The sequence below is a fragment of the Pseudomonas sp. LAMO17WK12:I10 genome, from assembly GCF_900215185.1.
Lineage (GTDB): Bacteria > Pseudomonadota > Gammaproteobacteria > Pseudomonadales > Pseudomonadaceae > Aquipseudomonas > Aquipseudomonas chlororaphis.
Genome location: NZ_OBDX01000012.1, coordinates 35,212 through 57,660 on the forward strand (window position 1 = coordinate 35,212; position 22,449 = coordinate 57,660).

Below are 22,449 nucleotides of genomic sequence, written 5' to 3' on the forward strand. Positions count from 1 at the left end.
GGTCGCGTTGTCCATTGCATATCCCTCTGATTGCACACAGGCCGCTCATCGGCCGTTAAGGAGCACCAGGTCTCTATGATTCGCCGTTCGTTACCCGCTGTAATCTTTGCTCTGCTGTTCGCCACGCCGCTGCTCGCCGCGCCCGCGGGGCAACAGACGCTGTTCAACTTTGTCCGGCCTGCCGATGTGGTGCAGGTGGCGACAGTGGATGCCAGCCTGCCGCAAGCCAACACGGAGCAGACGGCCGAGGGCGAAGTGCTGCGCCGGGTGACCTTCAATCCGGCGATTCAACCCAGCCTGCGCCTGACCCCGCAGACCGGTGCCTGGGATTGGTCGCAGTCCGGGGTCATGAGCCTGCGGATCCAGAGCGCGATGAACTGGGCCCTGACCCTGTACGTGAAGATCCAGAGCAATGACGGCAAGACCCTGGTCAGTCGCATCGACCTGCCGGCCGGCCCGGCGCAGACCCTGCTGGTGCCGCTGGTTGCCAGTTCGCCGCTGAGCCAGGGCATGAAGGCCGGTCCGCCGATGCCGATGACCTTCGAAGGCCAGCGCGTGCTGCTGGCCAGCAGCGAAGGCGAGCTGGACCGCAGCCAGGTGGTCTCGGTGACCTTGTCCATGGATCAACCGAAAGCCGCCCAGAGCATCCTGCTCGAACGTTTTGGCGTGCAGGACGGCGAGGCGGTGGTCAAGGCGGCCTACGGTGGTCTGGTGGATGCCTACGGCCAGTCGACCCGCGCCAAGTGGCCGGAAAAGATCGCCAGCGACGAGCAGCTCAAGGCCGCGGCGAGCAAGGAACAACAGCAATTGAAAACCTGGCTGGCCGAACGTGAGCGCGCCTCCCTGGACACCTTCGGTGGCTGGAGCAACGGACCGGCCTTCAAGGCCAGTGGTTTCTTCCGTACCGAGAAGCGCGATGGCCGCTGGTATCTGGTGACGCCCCAGGGGCATCCGTTCTATTCCCTGGGGGTCAATGCGGTCGCCGCGGACGACAGCCAGACTTATATCGTCGGCCGTGAATGGATGTTCGCGACACTGCCCAACGTCGGCGAGCCGCTGGCCGGTTATTACGGCGAAGGCGACAACCGCGGCGGCAATGGCGCCGACCAGGGCCGCGCCTACAACGCCGGTCGCTGGTACGACTTCTATGGCGCCAACCTGCAGCGCACCTACGGCGTGCCTTGCACCCCGGGCAGCGAAACCAAGGCCGGTGTGGCGGACGCCGCCAAGGCCGACGCTCAGGGGGCCCAGGCCGGTCCGGGCACCGAGCCGCCAGCCGCGGTAGCTTGCCCCGCCGCGGCCCTGGATCAGAAACGCTGGGCCAGCCACACCCTGGATCGCCTGCAAGCCTGGGGCTTCAACACCATCGGCAACTGGAGCGCGCCGGCGCTGGGCCTGAACGACCGCGTGCCCTACACCTTGCCGCTGTCGATCGTCGGCGACTATGCAAGCATCAGCACCGGTACCGACTGGTGGGGCGGCATGCCCGATCCGTTCGATCCGCGTTTTGCCATGGCCACCGAGCGCGCCGTGGCCATTGCCGCCCGCGATCACCGCGACGATCCCTGGCTGATCGGCTACTTCGCCGACAACGAACTGGCCTGGGCCGGCCCTGGCGATGACCCCAAGTCGCGTTATGCCCTGGCATACGGCACGTTGCGCATGACCACCGACGTGCCGGCCAAGCGTGCGTTCCTCAAGCAACTGCGCGACAAGTACCGTAACCAGGAGGGCCTGTCGAAGGCCTGGGGCATCAACCTGACCGCCTGGGAACTGATGGAAGACCCGGGGTTCGAGCCGCCTTTGCCTAGCCCGGAACACCCGGAGATCGAAGCCGACTTCAAATACTTCCAGAAGGTCTTTGCCGACACCTACTTCAAGACCATCTCCGATTCGCTGAAATGGCACGCGCCGAACCACCTGCTGCTGGGCGGACGCTTCGCCATCAGCACCCCCGAGGCCGTGGCGTCCTGCGCCCAGTATTGCGATGTGTTGAGTTTCAACATGTACACCCTCAAGCCACAGGACGGTTACGACTTTGCCCGGCTGAACACGCTGGACAAGCCGGTCCTGATCACCGAGTTCAACTTCGGCTCCCGGGATCGCGGCCCATTCTGGGGTGGCGTGACCGAGCTGGTGCGGGAGGAGGATCGCGGCCCGGCCTATGCCCAATTCCTCAAGCAGGCGTTGAGCGAACCGTCGATTGTCGGCGTGCACTGGTTCCAGTACCTCGATCAACCGGTCACCGGCCGTCTGCTGGACGGCGAGAACGGCCATTTCGGCCTGGTGGGCATCACCGATGTGCCGTTCCAGGGTTTTGTCGACAGCGTGCGCAAGAGCAACCTGCAGGCCCTTGAGCAGTTGGGCAAGGAAGCCGGGAAGGCCAAGGCAGAGGCCGACAAGACCGCGGGTCATGCCGATGGTGGCAAGCCGGGCCATGATGGCAAGGGCGCAGGGCAGGGCGGCGGCCATGCGGGTGGGCATTCGGCGAATGGCCATTGATCGCTGAACCGCGCCTTTAGGGTACGGCTTCCCTCGCGCGGGCCGGTCCGCCTCTACACTCACGTAGGGGTTGGCCGGCCCGCGCTGCGTTCAATGTCCGTCGATTTCTGAACAATTCTTCCGGTGGATCGCCACCGGGCTCGCTTCTGTTCCCAAAACCCTCAAGGGCTGGAACAATGCGCACCACTTTGTAGAGCATGGTCTGGGGGAGTCACGGGTGCAGATTCAGGGTCATTACGAGCTTAAGTTCGAGGCGGTGCGCGAAGCCTTCGCGGCACTCTTCGAGGATCCCCAGGAGCGCGGCGCGGCGTTGTGCATTCAGATCGGCGGGGAAACCGTGCTCGACCTCTGGGCCGGCACCGCCGACAAGGACGGCAGCGAGGCCTGGCACAGCGATACCATCGCCAACCTGTTTTCCTGCACCAAGACCTTTACCGCAGTCACCGCCCTGCAACTGGTGGCCGAAGGCAAGTTGCAGCTGGACGCGCCGGTTGCCCGGTATTGGCCTGAATTCGCTGCGGCCGGCAAGGAAGCGATTACCCTGCGTCAGTTGCTCTGCCATCAGGCCGGGCTGCCGGCCTTGCGTGAGCTGCTGGCGCCGGAAGCGCTCTACGACTGGCAAACCATGGTCGATGCCCTCGCGGCGGAGGCTCCTTGGTGGACACCGGGTGAAGGTCATGGTTATGCGGCCATTACCTATGGCTGGCTGGTGGGTGAGTTGCTGCGGCGGGCTGACGGGCGTGGTCCCGGCGAGTCCATCGTGGCACGGGTCGCCAGGCCGCTGGGGCTGGATTTCCATGTCGGCCTGGCGGACGAGGAGTTTTACCGCGTGGCGCACATCGCCCGGGGCAAGGGCAATGTCGGCGACGCGGCCGCGCAGCGCCTGCTGCAAGTGACCATGCGCGAACCCACGGCCATGACCACCCGGGCGTTCACCAACCCGCCGTCGATCATGACCAGTACCAACAAGCCGGAATGGCGGCGCATGCAACAGCCAGCGGCCAATGGCCATGGCAATGCCCGCAGCCTGGCCGGGTTCTACAGCGGCCTGCTCAATGGCAGCCTGCTGGAAGCGGACATGCTCGAAGAGCTGGCGCGCGAACACAGCGTCGGCATGGACAAGACCCTGTTGACCCAGACCCGTTTCGGCCTGGGTTGCATGCTTGATCAGCCGCAGGTGGCCAACGCGACCTTCGGTCTCGGCCCACGCGCCTTCGGCCATCCGGGAGCGGGTGGCTCCATCGGTTTTGCCGATCCTGAGTACGATGTGGCCTTCGGTTTTGTCACCAATACCCTGGGTCCGTACGTGCTGATGGATCCAAGGGCGCAGAAGTTAGTGAGGGTTCTGTCGGATTGTCTGTAAAAAAGTTGCTGTCAGGAATTTTTTTGCCTAAACATGAGTAAAAGCATCAGCAAGGAACCCTGTGGCTTTTATACTTTCAAAGCGTCTGTTTGTACGGTTCGTAGAGACCGTAATTTTTCATCTCATTTTGTGGATATCCCATGTCGTCGAACAAGTCTTTAGCCTTGGCTCTTTGCCTCACTGTCACCGGTTGTGCACAAACTCCACAAAATGACGTAGAAGGTGGGCATTGGTGGTCTTTCGGTTCCGATAAGACCGCCAGCAAGGAAGCGGTGCAACCGGCAGCAAAAGCAGCTGCCAACGAGGTTTCCGCGGTCAAGTCCGCCGCCACATCCACCGCCAAGTCCGCGACCGCTCCTGCCGCAGCCAAGGTCGAAACCGCAACCGCTTCCGTCGCTGCTCCGGCCGCCAAGGCCGAGACCACCAACTGGTGGTGGCCGTTCCCTTCCAAGGACACGAGCAAAGACGCAGTCAAAGAGCCAGTAGCCGACGCCAAAGCCAAGGCGGATGCCGCGACCGCGGCTCCGAAGGTCGCCAAGACCGAGACCGGCAACTGGTGGTGGCCGTTCAATCAGCAGCCCAAGTCTCCGACCAAGGCAGATGTGAAAGACATCCCGATGCCGGATCCAAAAATCACCCAGGCCTGGCTGGACGACTACGAGCCGCGCCTGCGTGAAGCCATCAAGGACAGCCGCCTGCAACTGGAGCGTCGCGAGAACACCCTGGTGGTGATCGCCCCGGTCGACGGTTCGTTCAATCCGGATCGCCCGGCCATGTTGCTGCCGGTCACCCTGAGCCCGTTCACCCGCGTGGCCAAGGCCGTGGGTACCGACGCCAAGACTTCCGTGCTGGTACTGGGCCATGCCGACACCACCGGTGCCGCGGCGGCCAACCAGAAGCTGAGCCGTGACCGTGCGCAGTCCGTTGCCGCGATTTTCAGCCTCACTGGCCTGAAGCGCGATCGCCTGATGCTGCGCGGCATGGGTTCGGTGATGCCTCGTGCGGCCAACGACAGCGCCGAAGGGCGTGCGCTGAACCGTCGCGTGGAAATCATCGTCACCCAGCGCAGCACCATGCTGGCCCTGCTGAGCAAGTACAACCAGCCGACTCCATCCGAGGCTGAACTGGTTGCCGTACAGGATGTGAAACCAGTCGTTCCTGCTGCTTCCTCGAAGAAAGCCGTCGCCGCGAAGAAAGCCGCTCCGGCGAAAAAAGCCCCAGCCAAGAAGCCTGTAGCGAAGAAAGAAACCGCCAAGAAGACCACCACTGCCAAGGCTCCGGCCAAGGCGAGCGAACAGGCGAAGAACTGATTCATCAGGCATCGGGCAAAAGGAACCTGCAATGACCCAGGGACTGGCGGACATGCGCCGCGACTACACCCGTGACGGACTGACCGAAGCCCAGGCTCCGGTCGAGCCCTTCACGCTGTTTCACCGATGGTTCGCGGAGGCGGTGAAAACCGAGCAGCCGCCGGTCGAGGCCAACGCCATGACCCTGGCGACCGTTGACGAAGAAGGGCGCCCCCATTGCCGCATCCTGCTGCTCAAGGGGCTGGATGCGCAGGGGTTCACCTTTTTCACCAACTACGACAGCGCCAAGGGGCAGCAACTGGCCGCACGGCCTTTTGCCGCCATGACCTTCTTCTGGCCGGCCCTGGAGCGTCAGGTGCGTATCGAGGGGCGGGTGGTCAAGGTCACCGCCGAGGAGTCCGATGCCTACTTCCAGGTCCGCCCGCTGGGCAGCCGCCTGGGCGCCTGGGCATCGCCGCAGAGCCAGGTGATCGCCGATCGCCAGGAGCTGGAAGCCTTGCTCAAGAACACCGAGGAGCGCTTCAGCGATACCCAGCCCCATTGCCCCGAGCACTGGGGTGGTTATCGCCTGTTACCGGAGCGCATCGAGTTCTGGCAAGGGCGCGCGAGCCGTTTGCACGATCGCCTGAACTACCGCCTGCAAGGTGCCGACTGGGTGCGTGAGCGCCTGGCCCCCTGAACCAGGAATCAGGTCATTCGCCGGGATAACCGGCCGCGGCGGCTTCTAGCCACTGTGGCAGGTCCCGGCGTTTTACTTTCTGGCGATGGGCATTCGCCAGCTGTTGCAGCATGAAGGATTTCTTCTTCTCGTCCCCGTGGGCCAGTGACAGCGCCAGGTCCCGGTCCATCCAGCGCTTGATCCGTACATACAGCCACCAATGGAAGTACAGGCCGGCAACGGTGGTCACGACAATGATGAAGTAATCCATGGAAAATCCTTTGGCCGGTGGCGCAACTCGGGAAATAAGCGCTACCGTGTGAAGAGTTTTTATATTCAAGCAGTCTGTACTGCTGCTGAATGGAACCCATTTTATCCGGGCGACGCCGTGACAGGCGTCAAGCTGCGGAGTTTAATGATTATCTGTCCTTTGGAGTTGATCCTATGCGTAAGTCTGTTTTGCTGGTTGCTTCCTTTTCCACGATGGCCATGTTGCTCACCGGTTGCCAATCCAATCTGTCCGGTGACTCTTACTCCCGTGACGAGGCGCGTCGCGTACAGACCGTTCGCATGGGCACCATCGAATCTCTGCGTCCGGTGAAAATCGAAGGCACCAAGACCCCGATCGGCGGCCTCGCCGGTGCAGCGGTCGGCGGCGTTGGCGGTAGCGCCATCGGCGGCGGCAAAGGCAGCATCGTGGCGGCGGTCATCGGTGCGGTGGCGGGCGGCCTGATCGGTTCCGCCACCGAGGAAGGTCTGACCCGTACCCAGGGCGTGGAAATCACCGTGCGTGAAGACGACGGCAGCATGCGTGCCTATGTACAACAGGTTGAACAAAACGAAGTGTTCCGCGTTGGCGAGCGCGTACGCATCATGAGCGTCAACGGCACCAGCCGTGTCGCCCACTAAGCGTTAACCGCGACAAAACAAAACCCCGGCCAGGCAACTGGTCGGGGTTTTGTGTTTTCAGCCCTGGCAACGCCGGCGGTTATGCCGGCAGTTGTGGATTCTTGCGGCTGGCCGCGGCTGTCACCGCGTAGCCGATCAGGGCGGCGAAGAGCGAGCCGGTGAGGATGCCCATGCGGTCCATGCCGGCGTATTCGCTGCTGCCGGGCACAAAGGCCAGGGAACCCACGAACAGACTCATGGTGAAGCCGATCCCGCAGAGGATCGCCACGCCCAGCACCTGGCCCCAGTTGGCGCCGGCGGGGAGGGCGGCCAGCCCCATCTTCACCGCCAGCCAGGTCAGGCCGAATACACCGACGGTCTTGCCCAGCAGCAGGCCGATGGCGATGCCCATGGGCACATAGTGGGTGAAGCTTTCCACGGTGATGCCCTGCAGCGACAGTCCGGCATTGGCGAAGGCGAACAGCGGCAGGATGCCGTAGGCGACCCACGGATGCAGCGCATGTTCCAGGCTCAGCAGCGGCGAAGGCTCGGCATTGCGGGTGCGCAGCGGGATGCAGAACGCCAGCGTCACGCCGGCCAGGGTTGCGTGGACGCCACTCTTGAGCACGCAGACCCAAAGGATCAGGCCGATGATCAGGTACGGCCCGAGCTTGACCACCCCCAGGCGGTTCATCGCCACCAGCGCCACCAGGCAGGCAGCCGCGAGTACCAGCGACAGGGTCGACAGGGCGCCGGAGTAGAAAATCGCGATGACGATGATGGCCCCTAGGTCGTCGATGATCGCCAGCGTCATCAGGAACAGCTTCAGCGACACCGGAACCCGCTTGCCCAGCAGGGCCAGCACGCCGAGGGCGAAGGCGATGTCGGTGGCCATGGGGATCGCCCAGCCGCTGAGCGCGGGCGGGTTGTCCTTGTTGAGGAACCAGTAGATCAGCGCCGGCACTACCATGCCGCCGATGGCGGCGGCGCCCGGCAGGACGATCTGCGAAGGCTTGGACAGGTGGCCGTCGAGGACCTCTCGCTTGACCTCCAGGCCGATCAGCAGGAAGAACATGGCCATCAGGCCGTCATTGATCCACAGCAGCAGCGGCTTGGCGATTTTCAGGGCGCCGATCTGGGCGACCACGGGAGTGTCCAGCAGGCCGTTGTACAGCCAGGACAGCGGTGAGTTGTTGATGATCAGGGCAAGCACGGCAGCGGCAATCAATAACAGACCGCTGGCAGCTTCCAACTGAAAGAAACGCGTGAAAGTGCTACGCAGAGGCAAGGTCGCTCTCCATCAGAAAACTAAAAAGGTGGCACACCCTAACCCGTACTGTTAGTTGTTAAAACAAAAGTTATATTCTTTTTTGTTATATGCAGCAGAGCAGCGGCCTGCTGGAAAACCAGCCTAGCAGTTGTGTATCCAATTGATTCAAAACTGTACCTGTGAGCGACCAGGGATGTTTCCTAACATGTCCGGCCCCAGCCCGACGGGCCGGGGACTTTTGCCTGTTGCAGCGCCCGATTTTCCTTGTGCCTGGATCGCCTATGCTGGGTGCACTTCATCTTTCGGCGTCCATGTGGCGTTCGAGCCAACGAGAAAACACCATGAGCGACAACCGTCAGTGGGCCCGCGAGGCCATCCGGATCATCGAAGCCGACTTCCAGCGCAGCGCCGACACCCACCTGATTCCCTTGCCCCTGCCGGGCCTGCCGGGCATCGAGCTGTATTTCAAGGACGAGTCCAGCCATCCCACCGGCAGCCTCAAGCATCGCCTGGCGCGTTCGTTGTTCCTCTATGCGCTGTGTAACGGCTGGCTCAAGCCCGGGGCGCCGGTGATCGAGGCGTCAAGTGGTTCGACGGCGATTTCCGAGGCCTATTTCGCGCGCTTGCTGGGCTTGCCGTTCATTGCGGTGATGCCGGCCACCACGTCCCAGGAAAAGATCGCGCAGATCGCCTTCTACGGCGGCAAGAGCCATCTGGTGCAGGACCCGACGCAGATCTACGCCGAGTCGGAGCGCCTGGCCCGGGAGGGCGGCGGGCATTTCATGGACCAGTTCACCTACGCCGAGCGCGCCACCGACTGGCGGGCGAACAACAACATCGCCGAGTCGATCTTCCAGCAGCTGCGCTTCGAGCGTTACCCGGAGCCCAAATGGCTGATCTCCAGCCCGGGCACTGGCGGCACCACCGCCACCCTGGGGCGTTATGTGCGGTATCGCCAGCATTGCACCCGGGTGCTGTGCGCCGACGCCGAGCGTTCGGTGTTCTTCGATTACTACCAGAGCGGTGATGCCAGCCTGCGCCTGGATTGCGGTTCGCGCATCGAAGGGATCGGCCGGCCACGGGTCGAGGCGTCGTTCCTGCCCAAGGTGATCGATGCGATGGTCAAGGTGCCGGATGCCCTGTCGCTGGCGGCCATGCATTACCTGGCGCAGCGCCTGGGGCGGCGGGTGGGCGGTTCCAGTGGTACCAACCTGATCGGCGCGCTGATGGCGGCGCAGCAGATGAAACAGGCCGGGGAGAGTGGCTCGATCGTCGCCATCCTGTGTGACGGTGGCGAGCGTTATGCGACCACTTATTACGATCAGGCCTGGCTGGCCGCTCAGGGCTACGAATTGAGGGAGTTGATCGAGAGCGTGGCGGCGAGTGTGGAGCGTGGCGAGGCGTTGCCGGCCAGCGTATTGCGCGCCGGCATCTGAGCGTGCAAGCCCGCTCCCCTGAGGAGCGAGCCTGTTTGTGACAAGGCCCCTGTAGCAGGGGCCTTTTTTTACGCCTCGATCCCGAGGATATTGCGCGCCACGGCTTCGGCGATGCGGATCCCGTCGACTCCCGCCGACAGAATGCCGCCGGCATAACCGGCACCTTCACCGGCCGGGTATAGGCCTTTCACGTTCAGGCTCTGCATCGATTCGTCACGGGTAATGCGCAGCGGCGACGAGGTGCGGGTCTCGATTCCGGTCAGCACCGCGTCGTGCAGGGAGTAACCCTTGATCTGCCGCTCGAAAGCCGGCAGCGCTTCGCGGATCGCCTCGATGGCGAAGTCCGGCAGGGCCAGGGCCAGGTCGCCCAGGGCGACGCCCGGCTTGTAGGACGGCTCGACGCTGCCCAGGGCGGTGGACGGCTTGCCGGCGATAAAGTCGCCGACCAGTTGCGCCGGGGCTTCGTAGTTGCTGCCGCCGAGCACGAAGGCGTGGGATTCCAGGCGCTCCTGCAGCTCGATACCGGCCAGCGGGCCGCCCGGGTAATCCACTTCCGGGGTGATGCCGACCACGATGCCGGAGTTGGCGTTGCGCTCATTGCGTGAGTACTGGCTCATGCCGTTGGTGACCACGCGGTTTGGCTCGGAGGTCGCCGCCACCACGGTGCCGCCCGGGCACATGCAGAAGCTGTAGACCGAACGGCCGTTCTTCGCGTGGTGCACCAGCTTGTAGTCGGCGGCGCCGAGCTTCGGGTGACCGGCGTACTTGCCCAGGCGTGCGCTGTCGATCAACGACTGCGGGTGTTCGATGCGGAAACCCACGGAGAACGGCTTGGCCTCCATGTACACGCCACGGCCATGGAGCATGCGGAAGGTGTCGCGGGCGCTGTGGCCGAGGGCCAGGATCACGTGTTTCGAGTGAATCTGTTCGCCGCTGTTGAGCTCGACGCCGACCAGCTGGCCGTCTTCGATCAGCACGTCGGTAACCCGTTGCTCGAAACGCACTTCACCGCCCAGGGCGATGATCTGCTGGCGCATGTTCTCGACCACGCCGGTCAGGCGGAAGGTGCCGATGTGCGGCTTGCTGACGTAGAGGATCTCTTCCGGCGCGCCGGCCTTGACGAACTCGTGCAGGACCTTGCGGCCGTGGTGTTTCGGGTCCTTGATCTGGCTGTACAGCTTGCCGTCGGAGAAGGTCCCCGCGCCGCCTTCGCCGAACTGCACGTTGGATTCCGGGTTGAGCACGCTTTTGCGCCACAGGCCCCAGGTGTCCTTGGTGCGCTGGCGCACTTCCTTGCCGCGCTCGAGGATGATCGGCTTGAAACCCATCTGCGCCAGCAGCAGGCCGGCGAAAATCCCGCAGGGGCCGAAACCCACCACGATCGGGCGCTGCGCCAGGTCGGCGGGCGCCTGGCCGACGACCTTGTAGCTGACATCCGGCGCCGGGTTGACGTTACGGTCGTCGGCGAACTTGTGCAGCAGCCTGGCCTCGTCGCGCACGTTCAGATCGAGGGTGTAGATGAAGCACAGCTCGGACGACTTCTTGCGCGCGTCGTAGCTGCGCTTGAACAGGGTGAAGTCGAGCAGGTCCTCGTTGGCGATGCCCAGGCGCTGCAGGATGGCAGGGCGCAGGTCTTCATCGGGATGGTCGATCGGCAGCTTGAGTTCGGTGATTCGTAACATGACAGGGTCCGGTTCGCGGGACGCACCAATGCGTCAGGGCGGTTTTACAAACCGGCGATTATAAGCCGCAAAGCCCGGACCCCGTGAGGTTAAAACGGTTGCCCGTCGCCTCAGTCGCTGCGCGAGCCGCCGAAATAGGCGCAACCGCGCTGGATCTGGCCATCGACCCGCAGTTCCGCCGTCAGGTGCTGCACGCTGCCGGTCTTGCTGTCCACGCAGCGCTGCGGCGCGACCCAGAGTTCGACATGGCGGTTGTTGGCTTCGCTGCTGAGGTTGAAACGGCCGTCGCCCAGTTGCTCTTCCAGGTAGGGCAGCGCTAGCGCCGGCTGGCCGGCGCGTTCGATGCGCATGCCCTTGGCGCTGACGTCGACGTTCCAGTCCGGGGCCTTGCCACTGGCTCGCAGGATCAGGCGGGGGAAGTCGGGATCGCTGCAGGCGTCGTTCGAGCGTTCGACGCGGTACAGCTGGCTCAGCGCCACTTCACTGTCGGCGCCGCCGGACTTGCTCGGGGAGAAATGCCCACGCAGGTCGGCGAACAACGTGCCCTGCTGGTCGGCCAGGCTGGCGGCTTCCTGGAGGATGCTGGTACCGCCGTTGTCCTTGACCACATAACGCTGCTCGCCGACGCAGGGCTTGAACAGCAACTGGCCGTCGGCGGCGGTCAGCGTGCCCTGCATGCGGGTCTGGCCGGCCTGGGACTGCGTCCGGGACTGGCCATCGAACACCGACAGCATCTGGCAACCGGCAAACAGGGGGAGCAGGGCAATACAAACAAGGGAACGGGCGGCACGCATCGTCGGGTCTCCAATCAAGTGCCGCCACGTTACGCAGCCTGACCGTTCATCACAACCCTGGATCCATTTACGTCTCTGTAGGAAGGCGCTGCGGTGTGCCGGGTGCAGCGCTATCGCGAGCAAGCTTCGCTCCTGCAGAGGCGTGGGTCAGCCGACGATAAAGGTCTGGCCAGTCTGCAGGCCTTCCACGCTCTTGGCATAGGCCAGCGCCACATCGGCGCCGGGAACCGGTTTGTAGCCACGGAAGTACGGGGCGTAGCTGTCCATGGCTTCTTCCAGCACGGTCGGGCTTACCGAGTTCACCCGCAGGCCGCGTGGCAGTTCGATGGCGGCGGCGCGGACGAAGCCGTCGATGGCGCCGTTGACTAGGGCCGCCGAGGCGCCGCTGCGGATCGGGTCGCGGTTGAGGATGCCGGAGGTGAAGGTGAACGAGGCGCCGTCGTTGGCGAACTCGCGGCCGATCAGCAGCAGGTTGACCTGGCCCATCAGCTTGTCCTGCAGGCCCAGGGCGAAGTGCTGGGCGCTCATCTCGCCCAGCGGCGCGAAGCTGACATTGCCCGCGGCGCAGATCAGCGCGTCGAACCGGCCGGTTTGCTCGAAGAGCGCGCGGATCGAGGCGCTGTTGCTGATATCCACCTGGAAGTCACCGCTAGTGCGGCCGATGCGGATGATTTCATGGCGTTGCGACAGCTCTTTGTCGACGGCCGAACCTATGGTGCCGTTGGCGCCGATCAGAAGGATTTTCATGGGGCGGTTCCTCGCGTGGGTTGAACGAGGTTGCAGTCTAGTGCTGGTTTTTCCTGGTGATTAGCGCGCTAATAGGCAACCTTTGGTTTTTAAATGGAAACAATCCATGAGCGAGATGGATGACCTGGCGGCGTTCGCCGTGCTGATCGAGGCCGGTAGTTTCACTCTGGCCGCCCAGCAACTGGGGTGCAGCAAGGGGCAATTGTCCAAGCGCATCAGCGCCCTGGAGACGCAGTTCGCGGTGGTGCTGTTGCAGCGCACCACACGCCGCTTGAGCCTGACCGCGGCGGGCGCCGCCTTGTTGCCCCAGGCCCAGGCGCTGCTGGTTCAGGTCGAGCGGGCGCGCCAGGCGCTGGCGCGGCTCAAGGACGACATGGCCGGGCCGGTGCGGCTGACGGTGCCGGTGTCCCTGGGCGAGACCTTCTTCGAAGGCCTGCTGCTGGAGTTTTCCCGGCAGTACCCCGAGGTGCAGATCGAGCTGGAGCTGAACAACAACTACCGCGATCTGTCCCGGGACGGTTTCGACCTGGCGATCCGTTCGGAAGTGGCCAATGACCAACGACTGGTGGCCAGGCCGCTGCTGGCCTGGCACGAAATGACCTGCGCCAGCCCGGCTTACCTGGAACAGTATGGCGAGCCACAGGTGCCCAGGGACCTGGCCGAGCATCGCTGCCTGCTCAACAGCCATTACAGCGGCCGTGAGGAGTGGCTCTATCACCAGCAGCACGAACTGTTTCGGGTACGGGTTTCGGGACCTTTCGCCAGCAATCACTACAACCTGCTGAAAAAGGCCGCGCTGGTGGGGGCGGGGATCGCCCGGCTGCCGTCCTACCTGCTGCAGGCGGAACTGGCCGACGGGCGTTTGCGCGGGCTGTTGCGCGACTACCAGACCCGCAGCATGCCGATGTACCTGGTGCATCCGTATCAGGGCGGGTTGCCCAGGCGCACCCAGGTCCTGGCCGATTACCTGATCGGCTGGTTCAAGCGCAGCGGCGAAGCGCTGGATCGCCTTTGACCTGACGGTTTGTGCCTGTAGCCGCTGCCGCAGGCTGCGATAAGGCCGAAGGCCTTCAGCGATCTCAAGACCTTGCGTCCCCTTCGGGGCCGATCGCAGCCTGCGGCAGCGGCTACAGCGCTATAGCGGCATCTAGCGATAGCGTCGGGCGATCAGGTGGTCGATGGACAACTTGCCGGGGCCGCGGGCCATCAGGTACAGCAGCACCGCCGCCCAGGTGCCGTGGGCCGGGTAGGCGTCGGGGTAGACGAACAGCTGGATGGTCAGGGTCATGCCCAGCAGCGCCAGGGCCGAGAAGCGCGTGGCGAAACCGACCAGAAGCAGCAGCGGGAACAGATGCTCGGCGAATGCCGCCAGGTGCGCGGCCAGTTCGGGGGAGAGCAGCGGTACCTGGTACTCGCTCTGGAACAGCGGAATGGTCGAGTCGGCCAGGCGCGGCATACCGAGCTCGAACGTTCCGGAGAACAGGTCGATGGCCAGGCCCTCGATTTTGGTCTGGCCGGACTTCCAGAACACCGCGGCAATGGAGAAGCGCGCGATAAAGGCGATCAGGCTGTGGGGAATACGCTCCAGCAGCTGGATGAGTCGGTTCACCCCATGGCTGAGCGGGTGGTGCTTGGTGCAGTGGGTGTGCATGTTCAGACCTCGGAATGGGGGGACAGGCGAGTGATGGCGCCGCGACCGATCAGCAGCGCCAGGGCCTGGCTCGGCTCGAACGCCGGATCGACAGCCAAGGCATTGGCCGCGGCGACTTGCAGCGGCTGTAAGTAGCGCAGGGCATGGATGAAGCAGGCGACCCCGGCGTCGATGGCGAACACTTCGACCTCCAGCTCATGACGCAGCACCAGGGCGCTTTGTCCTTGGCCCAGGTCGATGCTCTTTAGGTCGACGCCTTGCCCGTCGCCATCGCCCTGGTGGGCGGCCCATATATCGACCACCGGATAGGGCGAGTTCAGCAGGCCGAGCGAGGGATGCAGTTCCAGGCGCAATTGCCCCAGGGTTTGCGGCTCGGCCATGGCCGTGGCGATCTGCTGCGGTTGTACCGGGCAGGCATCGGCGGCGTGATAGGCGGTGACCCGCAGGCGCTCCAGGCGCGCGACATCCGCCAGGTAAGGCACGCCGGCGGCGGGAGGGAAACCGCCGATGAAGTCGGCGAAGTCATGGCCATAGTCGCTAAGCACGGCGCTGGTGGGCGGGAAGCGCCTGACGTAGAGCGCGGCCATGGCCCGGAAGAACTCATCGCCCACCAGTTGCGCCACCACCGGATAGGCATCGGCCAGGGCGTTGATCAACGAGCTCTGCACATTGTTGCGGTACACCGCGAAGCGGCTGGCCGGGTCGGCGCCGTTGCCGCAGTACAGGTCCGCAGGGCAGGGCTGCTCGGAGTCGAACAGGGCGCTGGCGAAGCTGGCTTGGGTGTTCATGGCAGCCTCCTGGCGCATTGCAGCAGCTCATCCGCCTGGCGCGCCTCGGCCTGCAGCACGGAAAACGCCGGCACCTGGTTGTCGCGCTCGATCAGGGTCGCGGTCGGTCCGATCCGTTCCAGCAGCCGCAGGTACAGCGCCCATACGGCGTTATCGATCGGCGCGCCGTGATCGTCGATCAACAGCCGGTCGCCCAGGCTGTCGCTGTCTTCGGCAAACCCGGCCAGGTGGATCTCGCCCACCGCGTGCAGCGGCAGGGCATCGATATAGGCCAGCGGGTCGCGCCGGTGGTTGATGCACGACACGTAGACATTGTTCACGTCCAGCAACAGGCCGCAGCCGGTGCGGCCTATCACTTCGCGGATGAACTCGGCCTCGGCCATGCTCGACTGGCGAAACTCCAGGTAGGTCGCGGGGTTCTCCAGCAGCATGGGGCGGCGCAATGTGCTCTGCACCTGGTCGATGTGTTCGCAGACGCGGTTCAGCGTCGGCCGGTCATAGGCCAGGGGCAGCAAGTCATTGAGAAACACCGGGCCATGGCTGGACCAGGCCAGGTGTTCGGAAAAGGACTGGGGTTGATACCGCTCGATCAGCGCGGCCAGGCGCTTGAGGTGCTGTTGGTCCAGCGGACCTTCGGCACCGATCGACAGGCCGACGCCGTGCAGCGACAGCGGATACTGTTCGCGGATCAGCCCCAGGTAGTGATGGAACGGCCCGCCAGCGACCATGTAGTTTTCCGCATGGACTTCAAAGAAGCCGATATCGGGCTGTTCCTTCAGGACCTGGCGAAAGTGCTCGGTCTTGAGCCCCAGCCCGGCGCGTTGCGGCAGGCTGGAGGCGGTCGCCTGAGTGGCGGGATGCAGGGGGAGTGGTACGGCCATGTTCATCATCGACACTCAGGCAGGTTGCTTACGACTTGGCTTTGTAGGCTTGCAGCTGGCCGAAACCGGTAGGCGAGGTGCTGCTGGCGGTTTTCTCGCAGGTGCCTTTAGGAACCAGCTTCCAGGCGTTGGCCTGGTGGTCGACCTTGGCGGTACCGGCACAAGTGGTGCCCGCGCCTGCCGCGCAATCGTTCTTGCCCTTCATGGCGACGCCAAAGCATTTCTCCATGTTGTCGGCGGCCTGGGCGGTGGTCGGCAGCGCGGCGATGCTCAAGGCAGAACCGAGGGCCAGGGCCAGGGCGGCGGCGGACAGGGTGCGAGTGGTAGCGGTCATGGTGTTTCTCCAGAAAAGGTAGTGGTGTAGGCAGGCATTCGTGCCTGCTTACCCCTCTAGAGAAAGGTCGCTGGGGTTTGTTACAGCCCAGGCGAAAAAAATCCAGTTGTAGCCGCTGCCGCAGGCTGCGATCGACGGCGAAGCCGGCGCATTCACTGGCAGCACGGTGTACCGAGCCTTCCGAGTGGTCAGCCTGTGCGGGGCGTTGCCCCGATCGCAGCCTGCGGCAGCGGCTACAGGAGGGGGAGATTTCCAGGCGAAAAAAAACGGCCCCGCAGGGCCGTTCCTTTTTTGCCGCAGGTGCTCAGCCGCCCAGATAGGCTTCGCGCACCTTGGGGTCGGTCAGCAGAGCTTCGCCGGTGCCTTGCATCACCACCCGGCCGTTTTCCAGTACATAGGCACGGTCGGCGATCTTCAGCGCCTGGTTGGCGTTCTGTTCCACCAGGAACACCGTCACGCCGTCACGGCGCAGCTGTTCGATGATGTCGAAGATCTGCTGGATGATGATCGGCGCCAGGCCCAGGGACGGTTCGTCGAGCAGCAACAGCTTGGGCTTGCTCATCAGCGCGCGGCCGATGGCGAGCATCTGCTGTTCGCCGCCGGACATGGTGCCGCCGCGCTGGTTGAAGCGTTCCTTGAGGCGCGGGAACAGGCCCAGGACCTTGTCCATCTGCTCCTGGTAATCGCCCTTGTCGGTGAAGAATCCGCCCATGGCCAGGTTCTCCTCCACGGTCAGGCGGGCGAACACCCGACGACCTTCCGGCACCACGGCAATGCTCTTGCGCATGATCTGCGCCGAGGTCTGCCCCACCAGCTCTTCACCCAGGTAACGGATGCTGCCGCTGTGGGCCTGCGGCGAACCGCAGAGGGTCATCAGCAGGGTGGATTTACCGGCGCCGTTGGCACCGATCAAGGTGACGATCTCGCCCTGGCGGATCTCGACGTTGACGCTGTGCAGCGCCTGGATCTTGCCGTAGAAGGTGGAAACGTTTTCGAACTGCAGCATTTACGCTTCCCCCAGGTAGGCTTTGATCACTTCAGGATTGTCGCGGATCTGTTCCGGCGTGCCGTCGGCCAGGGGCGTGCCCTGGTTGATCACGACGATGTGGTCGGAAATGCTCATGACCAGCTTCATGTCGTGTTCGATCAGCAGCACCGTGGCGTTGTGCTCTTCGCGCAGCACGCCGATCAGCGCCTTGAGGTCTTCGGTTTCCCGCGGATTGAGGCCGGCGGCCGGTTCGTCGAGCATGAGGATCCGCGGACGGGTCATCATGCAGCGGGCGATTTCCAGGCGCCGCTGCTGACCGTAGGCCAGGGTGCCGGCGGGACGGTTGGCGAACTCCTTGAGGTTGACCTTTTCCAGCCAGTACTCGGCGTATTCCATGGCCTCGCGCTCGCTCTTGCGGAACGCCGGGGTCTTGAACAGGCCGGCCAGGAAGTTGGTGTTCAGGTGACGGTGCTGCGCGATCAACAGGTTCTCGACCGCGGTCATGTCCTTGAACAGCCGCACGTTCTGGAAGGTGCGCACCACACCCTTGAGGGCGATCTTGTGCCCGGGCAGGCCCTGGATCGGCTCGCCGTCGAGCAGGATGCTGCCGGCGGTGGGTTGGTAGAAACCGGTCAGGCAGTTGAACACCGTGGTCTTGCCGGCGCCGTTCGGGCCGATCATCGATACCACTTGTTTCTCTTTGACGGTCAGGGCCACGCCGTTGACCGCCAGCAGGCCGCCAAAGCGCATGCTCAGGCCCGTTACTTTGAGGATCTCACGGCTCATTTGCGCAACTCCATGTGTGGGCGTTGCATGGGCAGCAGGCCTTGAGGACGCCAGATCATCATCAGCACCATCATGGCGCCGAACATCAACATGCGGTATTCGCTGAATTCGCGCATCAGTTCAGGCAGCAGGATCATCACGGTGGCCGCCAGGACCACGCCCAGCTGCGAGCCCATGCCGCCCAGCACGACGATGGCGAGGATGGTCGCGGACTCGATGAAGGTGAAGGACTCCGGCGTCACCAGGCCCTGGCGCGCGGCGAAGAAGCTGCCGGCGAAACCGGCGAAGCAGGCACCCAGGGTGAAGGCCGACAGCTTGATCACGGTCGGGTTCAGGCCCAGTGCGCGGCAGGCGATTTCGTCTTCGCGCAGGGCTTCCCAGGCACGCCCCAGGGGCATGCGCAGCAAGCGGTTGATGACGAACAGGGCGAACAGCGCCAGCAACAGCGCGACCAGGTAAAGGAAGATCACCTTGTTGATCGAGTTGTATTCGATGCCGAAGTACTCGTGGAAGGTCTGCAGGCCCTCGGCGGCCCGGCGTTCGAAGGTCAGGCCGAAGAACGTCGGTTTATCGATGTTGCTGATACCGTTCGGACCACCGGTGAGGTCGGTCAGGTTACGCAGGAACAAGCGGATGATCTCGCCGAAGCCCAGGGTCACGATCGCCAGGTAGTCACCGCGCAGGCGCAATACCGGGAAGCCCAGCAGGAAGCCGAAAGTGGCCGCCATCAGGCCGGCGATAGGCAGGCAGATCCAGAAGCTCAAGCCGTAGTAGTGCGACAGCAGCGCGTAGCTGTAGGCGCCCACGGCGTAGAAGCCGACGTACCCCAGGTCCAGCAGGCCGGCCAGGCCGACCACGATATTCAGGCCCAGGCCGAGCATCACGTAGATCAGCACCAGAGTGGCGATGTCCACCGCGCCGCGGGAGCCGAAGAACGGCCAGACCAGCGCACCGATGATCAACGCAATGATGATCCAGCGCTGGGTGGTCGGCAGGGTCAGGAAGTTACTGGCCTTGGCCGGGATCACCGGCATGTTGGGCGAGGACTTCCAGGCCGCGCTGATCTGCTGGTCGAACAGCACCCGCAGGAACATCAGCACCGAACACGCGGCGATGATCATCAGGGTGGTGGGGCTGGTGCCATGGACTTCCAGGTTGATGCCGACGATGGTCAGTTTCAAACCGAGTATCGGGTAGGCGACGGCCCACACCAGCAAGGCGCTGAAGAACGCCTGTCGAAGATTCCTAGTCATACTTTCTCAACCTCCGGACGGCCCAGCAGGCCGGTTGGCCGGAACAACAACACCAGAACCAGCAGGCCGAACGCCACGACGTCCTTGTACTGGTCGCCGAAGATATCGGCACCGAAGGCTTCCGCCACCCCAAGTACCAGGCCGCCCAGCATGGCGCCTGGAATGCTGCCGATGCCGCCCAGTACCGCGGCGGTGAAGGCCTTGAGACCGACCAGGAAGCCGGCGTTGGGGTTGATCACTCCGTATTGCATGCTCAGCAGCACGGCCGCGATCGCCGCTAGCGCGGCACCGATCACGAAGGTCAGGGCGATGATGTTGTTGGTGTTGATACCCAGCAGGTTGGCCATCTTGATGTCCTCGGCGCAGGCACGGCAGGCGCGGCCCAGGCGGGAACGGGAGATGAACAGGGTCAGGCCGAGCATGGCGATGAGGGTCACCACGAACACCACGATTTGCATGTAGGAGATCAGCACTTCATGTGCGCCACCTGGCCCGATGGAGAAGTTGCCCGGGATCAGGTTGGGGATGGATTTGTCCTTGGAGTCTTGCGCCAGCAGAACCGTGTTCTGCAGGAAGATCGACATGCCGATGGCCGAGATCAGGGGGATCAGACGGTTGCTGCCGCGCAGGGGGCGGTAGGCGATCCGTTCGATGCTGTAGCCGTAGGCACTGGTAACGACGATGGTCGCGATGAAGGCCGCGGTCATCAAGAGCGGGACACTGTCGAGTCCCATCATGGTCAGGCCCGCGATGGCGATGAACGCCACATAGGAACCGATCATGTACACCTCGCCGTGGGCGAAGTTGATCATTCCAATGATGCCGTAAACCATCGTATAGCCGATGGCGATCAGGGCATACGTGCTGCCAACGGTGAGACCGTTAACCAGCTGTTGGAAAAAGTGATAGAGGTCAGGCATTACAGCGCTCCTAAAAACCTGATACGCATTTCACTGGTGGAGTCATTTTCCCGCCTGTGCCCCGTGGATCTGCATCCACTTCGGGTCAGGTTTTGCCAGCGAACCGCTGATGACGGTTTTGAGATTTTCAGGTGGGCGGGCTTCCGGATCACGGAAAACAGGCCCAATACGTTCGTAAAACAAAGCCCACGGCACGCCGTGGGCTTTGTTGGCTGTCAGTCAGACAGGGCCTTATTGAGGCGAGACTTCGGTTTTAGGTTTGCCGAAGTGCCACTCGTAGACCACGAACTTGAAGTCTTTCAGGTCGCCCTTGGTGTCGAAGCTCAGGTCGCCGGTCGGGGTCTTGAACGTACCGGCGTGGATGGCTTCGGCCACCTTGGCCGGGTCTTCGCTCTTGGCGGCGGTGATACCGCCGGCGATGACTTCAACTGCGGAGTAGGAAGGGAACACGAACGGACCGCTCGGGTCTTCTTTCTTGGCCTTGAACGCATCCGCCAGGGCTACGTTGGCCGGATCCTGGTCGAAGGATTTCGGCAGGGTCACCAGCAGGCCTTCGGACGCGTCCTTGGCGATCTGCGAAATAGAGTCGTTACCCACGCCTTCCGGCCCCATGAACTTGGCTTTCAGGCCTTTTTCCTGGGCCTGGCGCAGGATCAGGCCCAGCTCCGGGTGGTAGCCGCCGTAGTAGACGAAGTCGACGTTGGCTTGCTTGAGCTTGGCGATCATCGAGGAGAAGTCTTTGTCGCCGGCGTTGATGCCTTCGAACACGGCAACCTTGGTGCCTTTCTTCTCGAGGGTCTGCTTCACGGCGGTGGCGATGCCTTCACCGTATTGCTGCTTGTCGTGCAGCACGGCAACGATTTTCGGCTTCACGTGATCGGCGATGTAGTTGCCGGCGGCAGGGCCCTGGGCGCTGTCCAGGCCGATGGTGCGGAACACCATCTTGTAACCACGGGTGGTGATGTCCGGGCTGGTGGCGGCGGGGGTGATCATGACCACGCCTTCGTCTTCGTAGATGTCCGAAGCCGGTTGAGTGGAGCTGGAGCACAGGTGACCGATCACGAACTTGACGCCGTCGTTGACGACTTTGTTGGCTACGGCGACGGCTTGTTTCGGATCGCAGGCATCATCGTATTCGACGGCCTGGAGCTGCTTGCCATCGACGCCGCCCTTGGCGTTGATTTGTTCGATGGCCATTTTGGCGCCACTGAACTGCATGTCGCCGTACTGGGCTACAGGGCCGGTCTTGGGGCCGGCGATGCCGATCTTGATGGTGTCAGCTGCGAACGAATGGCTGGCGACTCCGGCCAGAACCATAGCGGCAAACAGTTTGGAAATCTGCTTAGTAGCCTTATTCATAGTGCTCCACTCTTACTGTTGTAATTTTTATAGTCCTGGCGCCGTAGCAGCAGAACCGGGTCAGATATCTCTTGGATATCCCCGGAAAATGCCCCCGGCAACTGTACCGGTACAGTGTAGAGCGCCGATTGTTAGCCTGGGAAGCTGGCGCCAGGGGGCAAAATCAGGGGGTGTCGCTTTATTGAAAGAAAAAGACAGAATCGCGGCGGGGTTTTGACCGTATTCAGCGAGCAATCCCTGGCTCTCCTGCACTTCTCTATCGTTGACGCAATTGCAACCGGGTTTGTCTGCCAGAGCACCGACGTTATCATTGCGCCGATTTCTTTTCGGGACAGGCCCATGACTCAAGAACCTAGCACCCTCTATGCCAAGCTGCTTGGTGAAACCGCATCCATTACCTGGAAGGAGCTGGAACCGTTCTTCGCCAAGGGTGCCCTATTGTGGGTCGACGCCAGCCTGGATTTGATCGAGGCAGCCGAGGCCATGGCCGAGAACCAGGCCGAGAAAGTCTCTGCCTGGCTGGCCGCCGAGAAGGTGGGCAAGGTGTCTGCGACGCGGGCGCTGGATCTGGTGGAGCGCGATCCGCTGTTGTGGGCGGTGGTGGTTTCGCCGTGGATTCTGGTCCAGGAAAGGGCGCGGGGCGAAGGCTGAGCACCAAAATAGTGCCTGGTTTTTCCGGTTGAAAGTGTGTAGCCGAGTAACCGCGATGAGGATGATGGCAAGTTGCCCGTGGAGAAAGGCCCCACCCATCTCAGGCTGACGGTGACGTAAGCGGAATGGGAACAGTTTGCAAGGCAGCCCGAGGGCTGCCTGATTGTTCCTGGAGACTACCTTCCTTC

At 63.2% G+C, this 22,449-nt stretch carries 22 protein-coding genes; 8 read left to right on the forward strand and 14 right to left on the reverse strand.

Translation table 11 applies throughout. From position 1 onward, the window contains the following. The first annotated feature begins 75 nt into the window (after positions 1-75). The 4 genes from CRO75_RS14770 (at position 76) to pdxH (ending at position 5,854) form a co-directional block, all read left to right on the forward strand. A complete protein-coding gene (locus CRO75_RS14770; protein WP_097136443.1) occupies positions 76-2,502 on the forward strand; it encodes a beta-galactosidase in 2,427 nt (808 codons plus the stop codon). Positions 2,503-2,719: 217 nt separating this feature from the next. Beyond that, complete coding sequence (locus tag CRO75_RS14775; protein WP_097136445.1) at positions 2,720-3,865, forward strand: serine hydrolase domain-containing protein; 1,146 nt, start codon at positions 2,720-2,722, stop codon at positions 3,863-3,865. Positions 3,866-4,005: 140 nt separating this feature from the next. Further along, a complete protein-coding gene (locus CRO75_RS14780; protein WP_097136446.1) occupies positions 4,006-5,175 on the forward strand; it encodes an OmpA family protein in 1,170 nt (389 codons plus the stop codon). Positions 5,176-5,206: 31 nt separating this feature from the next. Beyond that, complete coding sequence (pdxH, locus tag CRO75_RS14785) at positions 5,207-5,854, forward strand: pyridoxamine 5'-phosphate oxidase (RefSeq protein ID WP_007923081.1); 648 nt, start codon at positions 5,207-5,209, stop codon at positions 5,852-5,854. Between the two features lie 13 nt (positions 5,855-5,867). Here pdxH and CRO75_RS14790 read toward each other — a convergent pair whose 3' ends face one another. Beyond that, a complete protein-coding gene (locus CRO75_RS14790) occupies positions 5,868-6,104 on the reverse strand; it encodes a hypothetical protein (protein WP_097136448.1) in 237 nt (78 codons plus the stop codon). 173 nt (positions 6,105-6,277) lie between these two features. On the opposite strand from CRO75_RS14790, the gene CRO75_RS14795 reads away from it, so the two are divergent. Then, on the forward strand, positions 6,278-6,742 hold the full coding sequence (locus CRO75_RS14795) for a glycine zipper 2TM domain-containing protein (protein ID WP_007923357.1): 465 nt from the start codon (positions 6,278-6,280) through the stop codon (positions 6,740-6,742). 79 nt (positions 6,743-6,821) lie between these two features. On the opposite strand, the gene nhaA is transcribed toward CRO75_RS14795, so the two are convergent. Then, positions 6,822-8,009: a Na+/H+ antiporter NhaA gene (gene nhaA, locus CRO75_RS14800; protein WP_009042476.1), complete on the reverse strand. Its 1,188-nt coding sequence runs from the start codon at positions 8,007-8,009 to the stop codon at positions 6,822-6,824. 323 nt (positions 8,010-8,332) lie between these two features. Here nhaA and CRO75_RS14805 point away from each other — a divergent pair, with 323 nt between their 5' ends. After that, on the forward strand, positions 8,333-9,427 hold the full coding sequence (locus tag CRO75_RS14805; RefSeq protein ID WP_097136450.1) for a PLP-dependent cysteine synthase family protein: 1,095 nt from the start codon (positions 8,333-8,335) through the stop codon (positions 9,425-9,427). Positions 9,428-9,495: 68 nt separating this feature from the next. Here CRO75_RS14805 and CRO75_RS14810 read toward each other — a convergent pair whose 3' ends face one another. The 3 genes from CRO75_RS14810 to CRO75_RS14820 all read right to left on the reverse strand — a co-directional run bounded on the left by CRO75_RS14810 (position 9,496) and on the right by CRO75_RS14820 (position 12,650). After that, the gene (locus tag CRO75_RS14810) at positions 9,496-11,109 is read right to left on the reverse strand and encodes an NAD(P)/FAD-dependent oxidoreductase (protein ID WP_097136451.1); all 1,614 of its coding nucleotides are present in this window, start codon (positions 11,107-11,109) and stop codon (positions 9,496-9,498) included. 110 nt (positions 11,110-11,219) lie between these two features. Further along, positions 11,220-11,903 (reverse strand): hypothetical protein, encoded by a 684-nt coding sequence (locus CRO75_RS14815; protein ID WP_097136453.1) that lies wholly within the window; start codon positions 11,901-11,903, stop codon positions 11,220-11,222. A 147-nt stretch (positions 11,904-12,050) separates the two neighbouring features. Next, positions 12,051-12,650, reverse strand: coding sequence for a short chain dehydrogenase (locus CRO75_RS14820; protein WP_097136455.1), 600 nt, complete (start codon positions 12,648-12,650; stop codon positions 12,051-12,053). Between the two features lie 106 nt (positions 12,651-12,756). Here CRO75_RS14820 and CRO75_RS14825 point away from each other — a divergent pair, with 106 nt between their 5' ends. Then, complete coding sequence (locus tag CRO75_RS14825; protein ID WP_062823474.1) at positions 12,757-13,665, forward strand: LysR family transcriptional regulator; 909 nt, start codon at positions 12,757-12,759, stop codon at positions 13,663-13,665. 132 nt (positions 13,666-13,797) lie between these two features. Here CRO75_RS14825 and CRO75_RS14830 read toward each other — a convergent pair whose 3' ends face one another. From CRO75_RS14830 to CRO75_RS14870, 9 genes are all read right to left on the reverse strand, one after another. Next, positions 13,798-14,301, reverse strand: coding sequence for a DoxX family protein (locus CRO75_RS14830; RefSeq protein ID WP_097136457.1), 504 nt, complete (start codon positions 14,299-14,301; stop codon positions 13,798-13,800). A gap of 2 nt (positions 14,302-14,303) precedes the next feature. Next, positions 14,304-15,089 carry a DNA-binding domain-containing protein gene (locus CRO75_RS14835; RefSeq protein ID WP_097136459.1) on the reverse strand — a complete coding sequence of 262 codons (786 nt, stop codon included), beginning with the start codon at positions 15,087-15,089 and terminating at the stop codon, positions 14,304-14,306. Further along, on the reverse strand, positions 15,086-15,970 hold the full coding sequence (locus CRO75_RS14840) for a DUF692 domain-containing protein (protein WP_239990587.1): 885 nt from the start codon (positions 15,968-15,970) through the stop codon (positions 15,086-15,088). The genes CRO75_RS14835 and CRO75_RS14840 overlap by 4 nt, the downstream gene beginning before the upstream one ends. Positions 15,971-15,998: 28 nt before the next feature. Next, positions 15,999-16,304: a DUF2282 domain-containing protein gene (locus CRO75_RS14845; RefSeq protein WP_009042485.1), complete on the reverse strand. Its 306-nt coding sequence runs from the start codon at positions 16,302-16,304 to the stop codon at positions 15,999-16,001. Between the two features lie 304 nt (positions 16,305-16,608). Continuing rightward, positions 16,609-17,310, reverse strand: a complete 702-nt coding sequence (locus tag CRO75_RS14850) for an ABC transporter ATP-binding protein (RefSeq protein ID WP_007926621.1) — start codon at positions 17,308-17,310, stop codon at positions 16,609-16,611. Further along, positions 17,311-18,078 carry a high-affinity branched-chain amino acid ABC transporter ATP-binding protein LivG gene (gene livG, locus CRO75_RS14855; RefSeq protein WP_007926620.1) on the reverse strand — a complete coding sequence of 256 codons (768 nt, stop codon included), beginning with the start codon at positions 18,076-18,078 and terminating at the stop codon, positions 17,311-17,313. Further along, complete coding sequence (locus CRO75_RS14860; protein WP_009042486.1) at positions 18,075-19,331, reverse strand: high-affinity branched-chain amino acid ABC transporter permease LivM; 1,257 nt, start codon at positions 19,329-19,331, stop codon at positions 18,075-18,077. The genes livG and CRO75_RS14860 overlap by 4 nt, the downstream gene beginning before the upstream one ends. Then, on the reverse strand, positions 19,328-20,251 hold the full coding sequence (livH, locus tag CRO75_RS14865; protein WP_007926616.1) for a high-affinity branched-chain amino acid ABC transporter permease LivH: 924 nt from the start codon (positions 20,249-20,251) through the stop codon (positions 19,328-19,330). Before livH ends, CRO75_RS14860 begins: the two co-directional genes overlap by 4 nt. A gap of 231 nt (positions 20,252-20,482) precedes the next feature. Next, positions 20,483-21,610 carry a branched-chain amino acid ABC transporter substrate-binding protein gene (locus CRO75_RS14870; protein WP_097136462.1) on the reverse strand — a complete coding sequence of 376 codons (1,128 nt, stop codon included), beginning with the start codon at positions 21,608-21,610 and terminating at the stop codon, positions 20,483-20,485. Positions 21,611-21,949: 339 nt separating this feature from the next. Between CRO75_RS14870 and CRO75_RS14875 the strand changes: the two genes are divergently transcribed. Then, complete coding sequence (locus CRO75_RS14875; protein WP_097136577.1) at positions 21,950-22,261, forward strand: DUF2288 domain-containing protein; 312 nt, start codon at positions 21,950-21,952, stop codon at positions 22,259-22,261. Positions 22,262-22,449: the final 188 nt, after the last annotated feature.

Coding starts and splice junctions, on each gene's coding strand:
- CRO75_RS14770 (WP_097136443.1), top strand. CDS start 76: ATGATTCGCCGTTCGTTACCCGCTGTAATCTTTGCTCTGCTGTTCGCC.
- CRO75_RS14780 (WP_097136446.1), top strand. CDS start 4,006: ATGTCGTCGAACAAGTCTTTAGCCTTGGCTCTTTGCCTCACTGTCACC.
- pdxH (WP_007923081.1), top strand. CDS start 5,207: ATGACCCAGGGACTGGCGGACATGCGCCGCGACTACACCCGTGACGGA.
- CRO75_RS14790 (WP_097136448.1), bottom strand. CDS start 6,104: ATGGATTACTTCATCATTGTCGTGACCACCGTTGCCGGCCTGTACTTC.
- CRO75_RS14795 (WP_007923357.1), top strand. CDS start 6,278: ATGCGTAAGTCTGTTTTGCTGGTTGCTTCCTTTTCCACGATGGCCATG.
- CRO75_RS14805 (WP_097136450.1), top strand. CDS start 8,333: ATGAGCGACAACCGTCAGTGGGCCCGCGAGGCCATCCGGATCATCGAA.
- CRO75_RS14810 (WP_097136451.1), bottom strand. CDS start 11,109: ATGTTACGAATCACCGAACTCAAGCTGCCGATCGACCATCCCGATGAA.
- CRO75_RS14815 (WP_097136453.1), bottom strand. CDS start 11,903: ATGCGTGCCGCCCGTTCCCTTGTTTGTATTGCCCTGCTCCCCCTGTTT.
- CRO75_RS14820 (WP_097136455.1), bottom strand. CDS start 12,650: ATGAAAATCCTTCTGATCGGCGCCAACGGCACCATAGGTTCGGCCGTC.
- CRO75_RS14825 (WP_062823474.1), top strand. CDS start 12,757: ATGAGCGAGATGGATGACCTGGCGGCGTTCGCCGTGCTGATCGAGGCC.
- CRO75_RS14830 (WP_097136457.1), bottom strand. CDS start 14,301: ATGCACACCCACTGCACCAAGCACCACCCGCTCAGCCATGGGGTGAAC.
- CRO75_RS14835 (WP_097136459.1), bottom strand. CDS start 15,089: ATGAACACCCAAGCCAGCTTCGCCAGCGCCCTGTTCGACTCCGAGCAG.
- CRO75_RS14840 (WP_239990587.1), bottom strand. CDS start 15,970: ATGGCCGTACCACTCCCCCTGCATCCCGCCACTCAGGCGACCGCCTCC.
- CRO75_RS14845 (WP_009042485.1), bottom strand. CDS start 16,304: ATGACCGCTACCACTCGCACCCTGTCCGCCGCCGCCCTGGCCCTGGCC.
- CRO75_RS14850 (WP_007926621.1), bottom strand. CDS start 17,310: ATGCTGCAGTTCGAAAACGTTTCCACCTTCTACGGCAAGATCCAGGCG.
- livG (WP_007926620.1), bottom strand. CDS start 18,078: ATGAGCCGTGAGATCCTCAAAGTAACGGGCCTGAGCATGCGCTTTGGC.
- CRO75_RS14860 (WP_009042486.1), bottom strand. CDS start 19,331: ATGACTAGGAATCTTCGACAGGCGTTCTTCAGCGCCTTGCTGGTGTGG.
- livH (WP_007926616.1), bottom strand. CDS start 20,251: ATGCCTGACCTCTATCACTTTTTCCAACAGCTGGTTAACGGTCTCACC.
- CRO75_RS14870 (WP_097136462.1), bottom strand. CDS start 21,610: ATGAATAAGGCTACTAAGCAGATTTCCAAACTGTTTGCCGCTATGGTT.
- CRO75_RS14875 (WP_097136577.1), top strand. CDS start 21,950: ATGACTCAAGAACCTAGCACCCTCTATGCCAAGCTGCTTGGTGAAACC.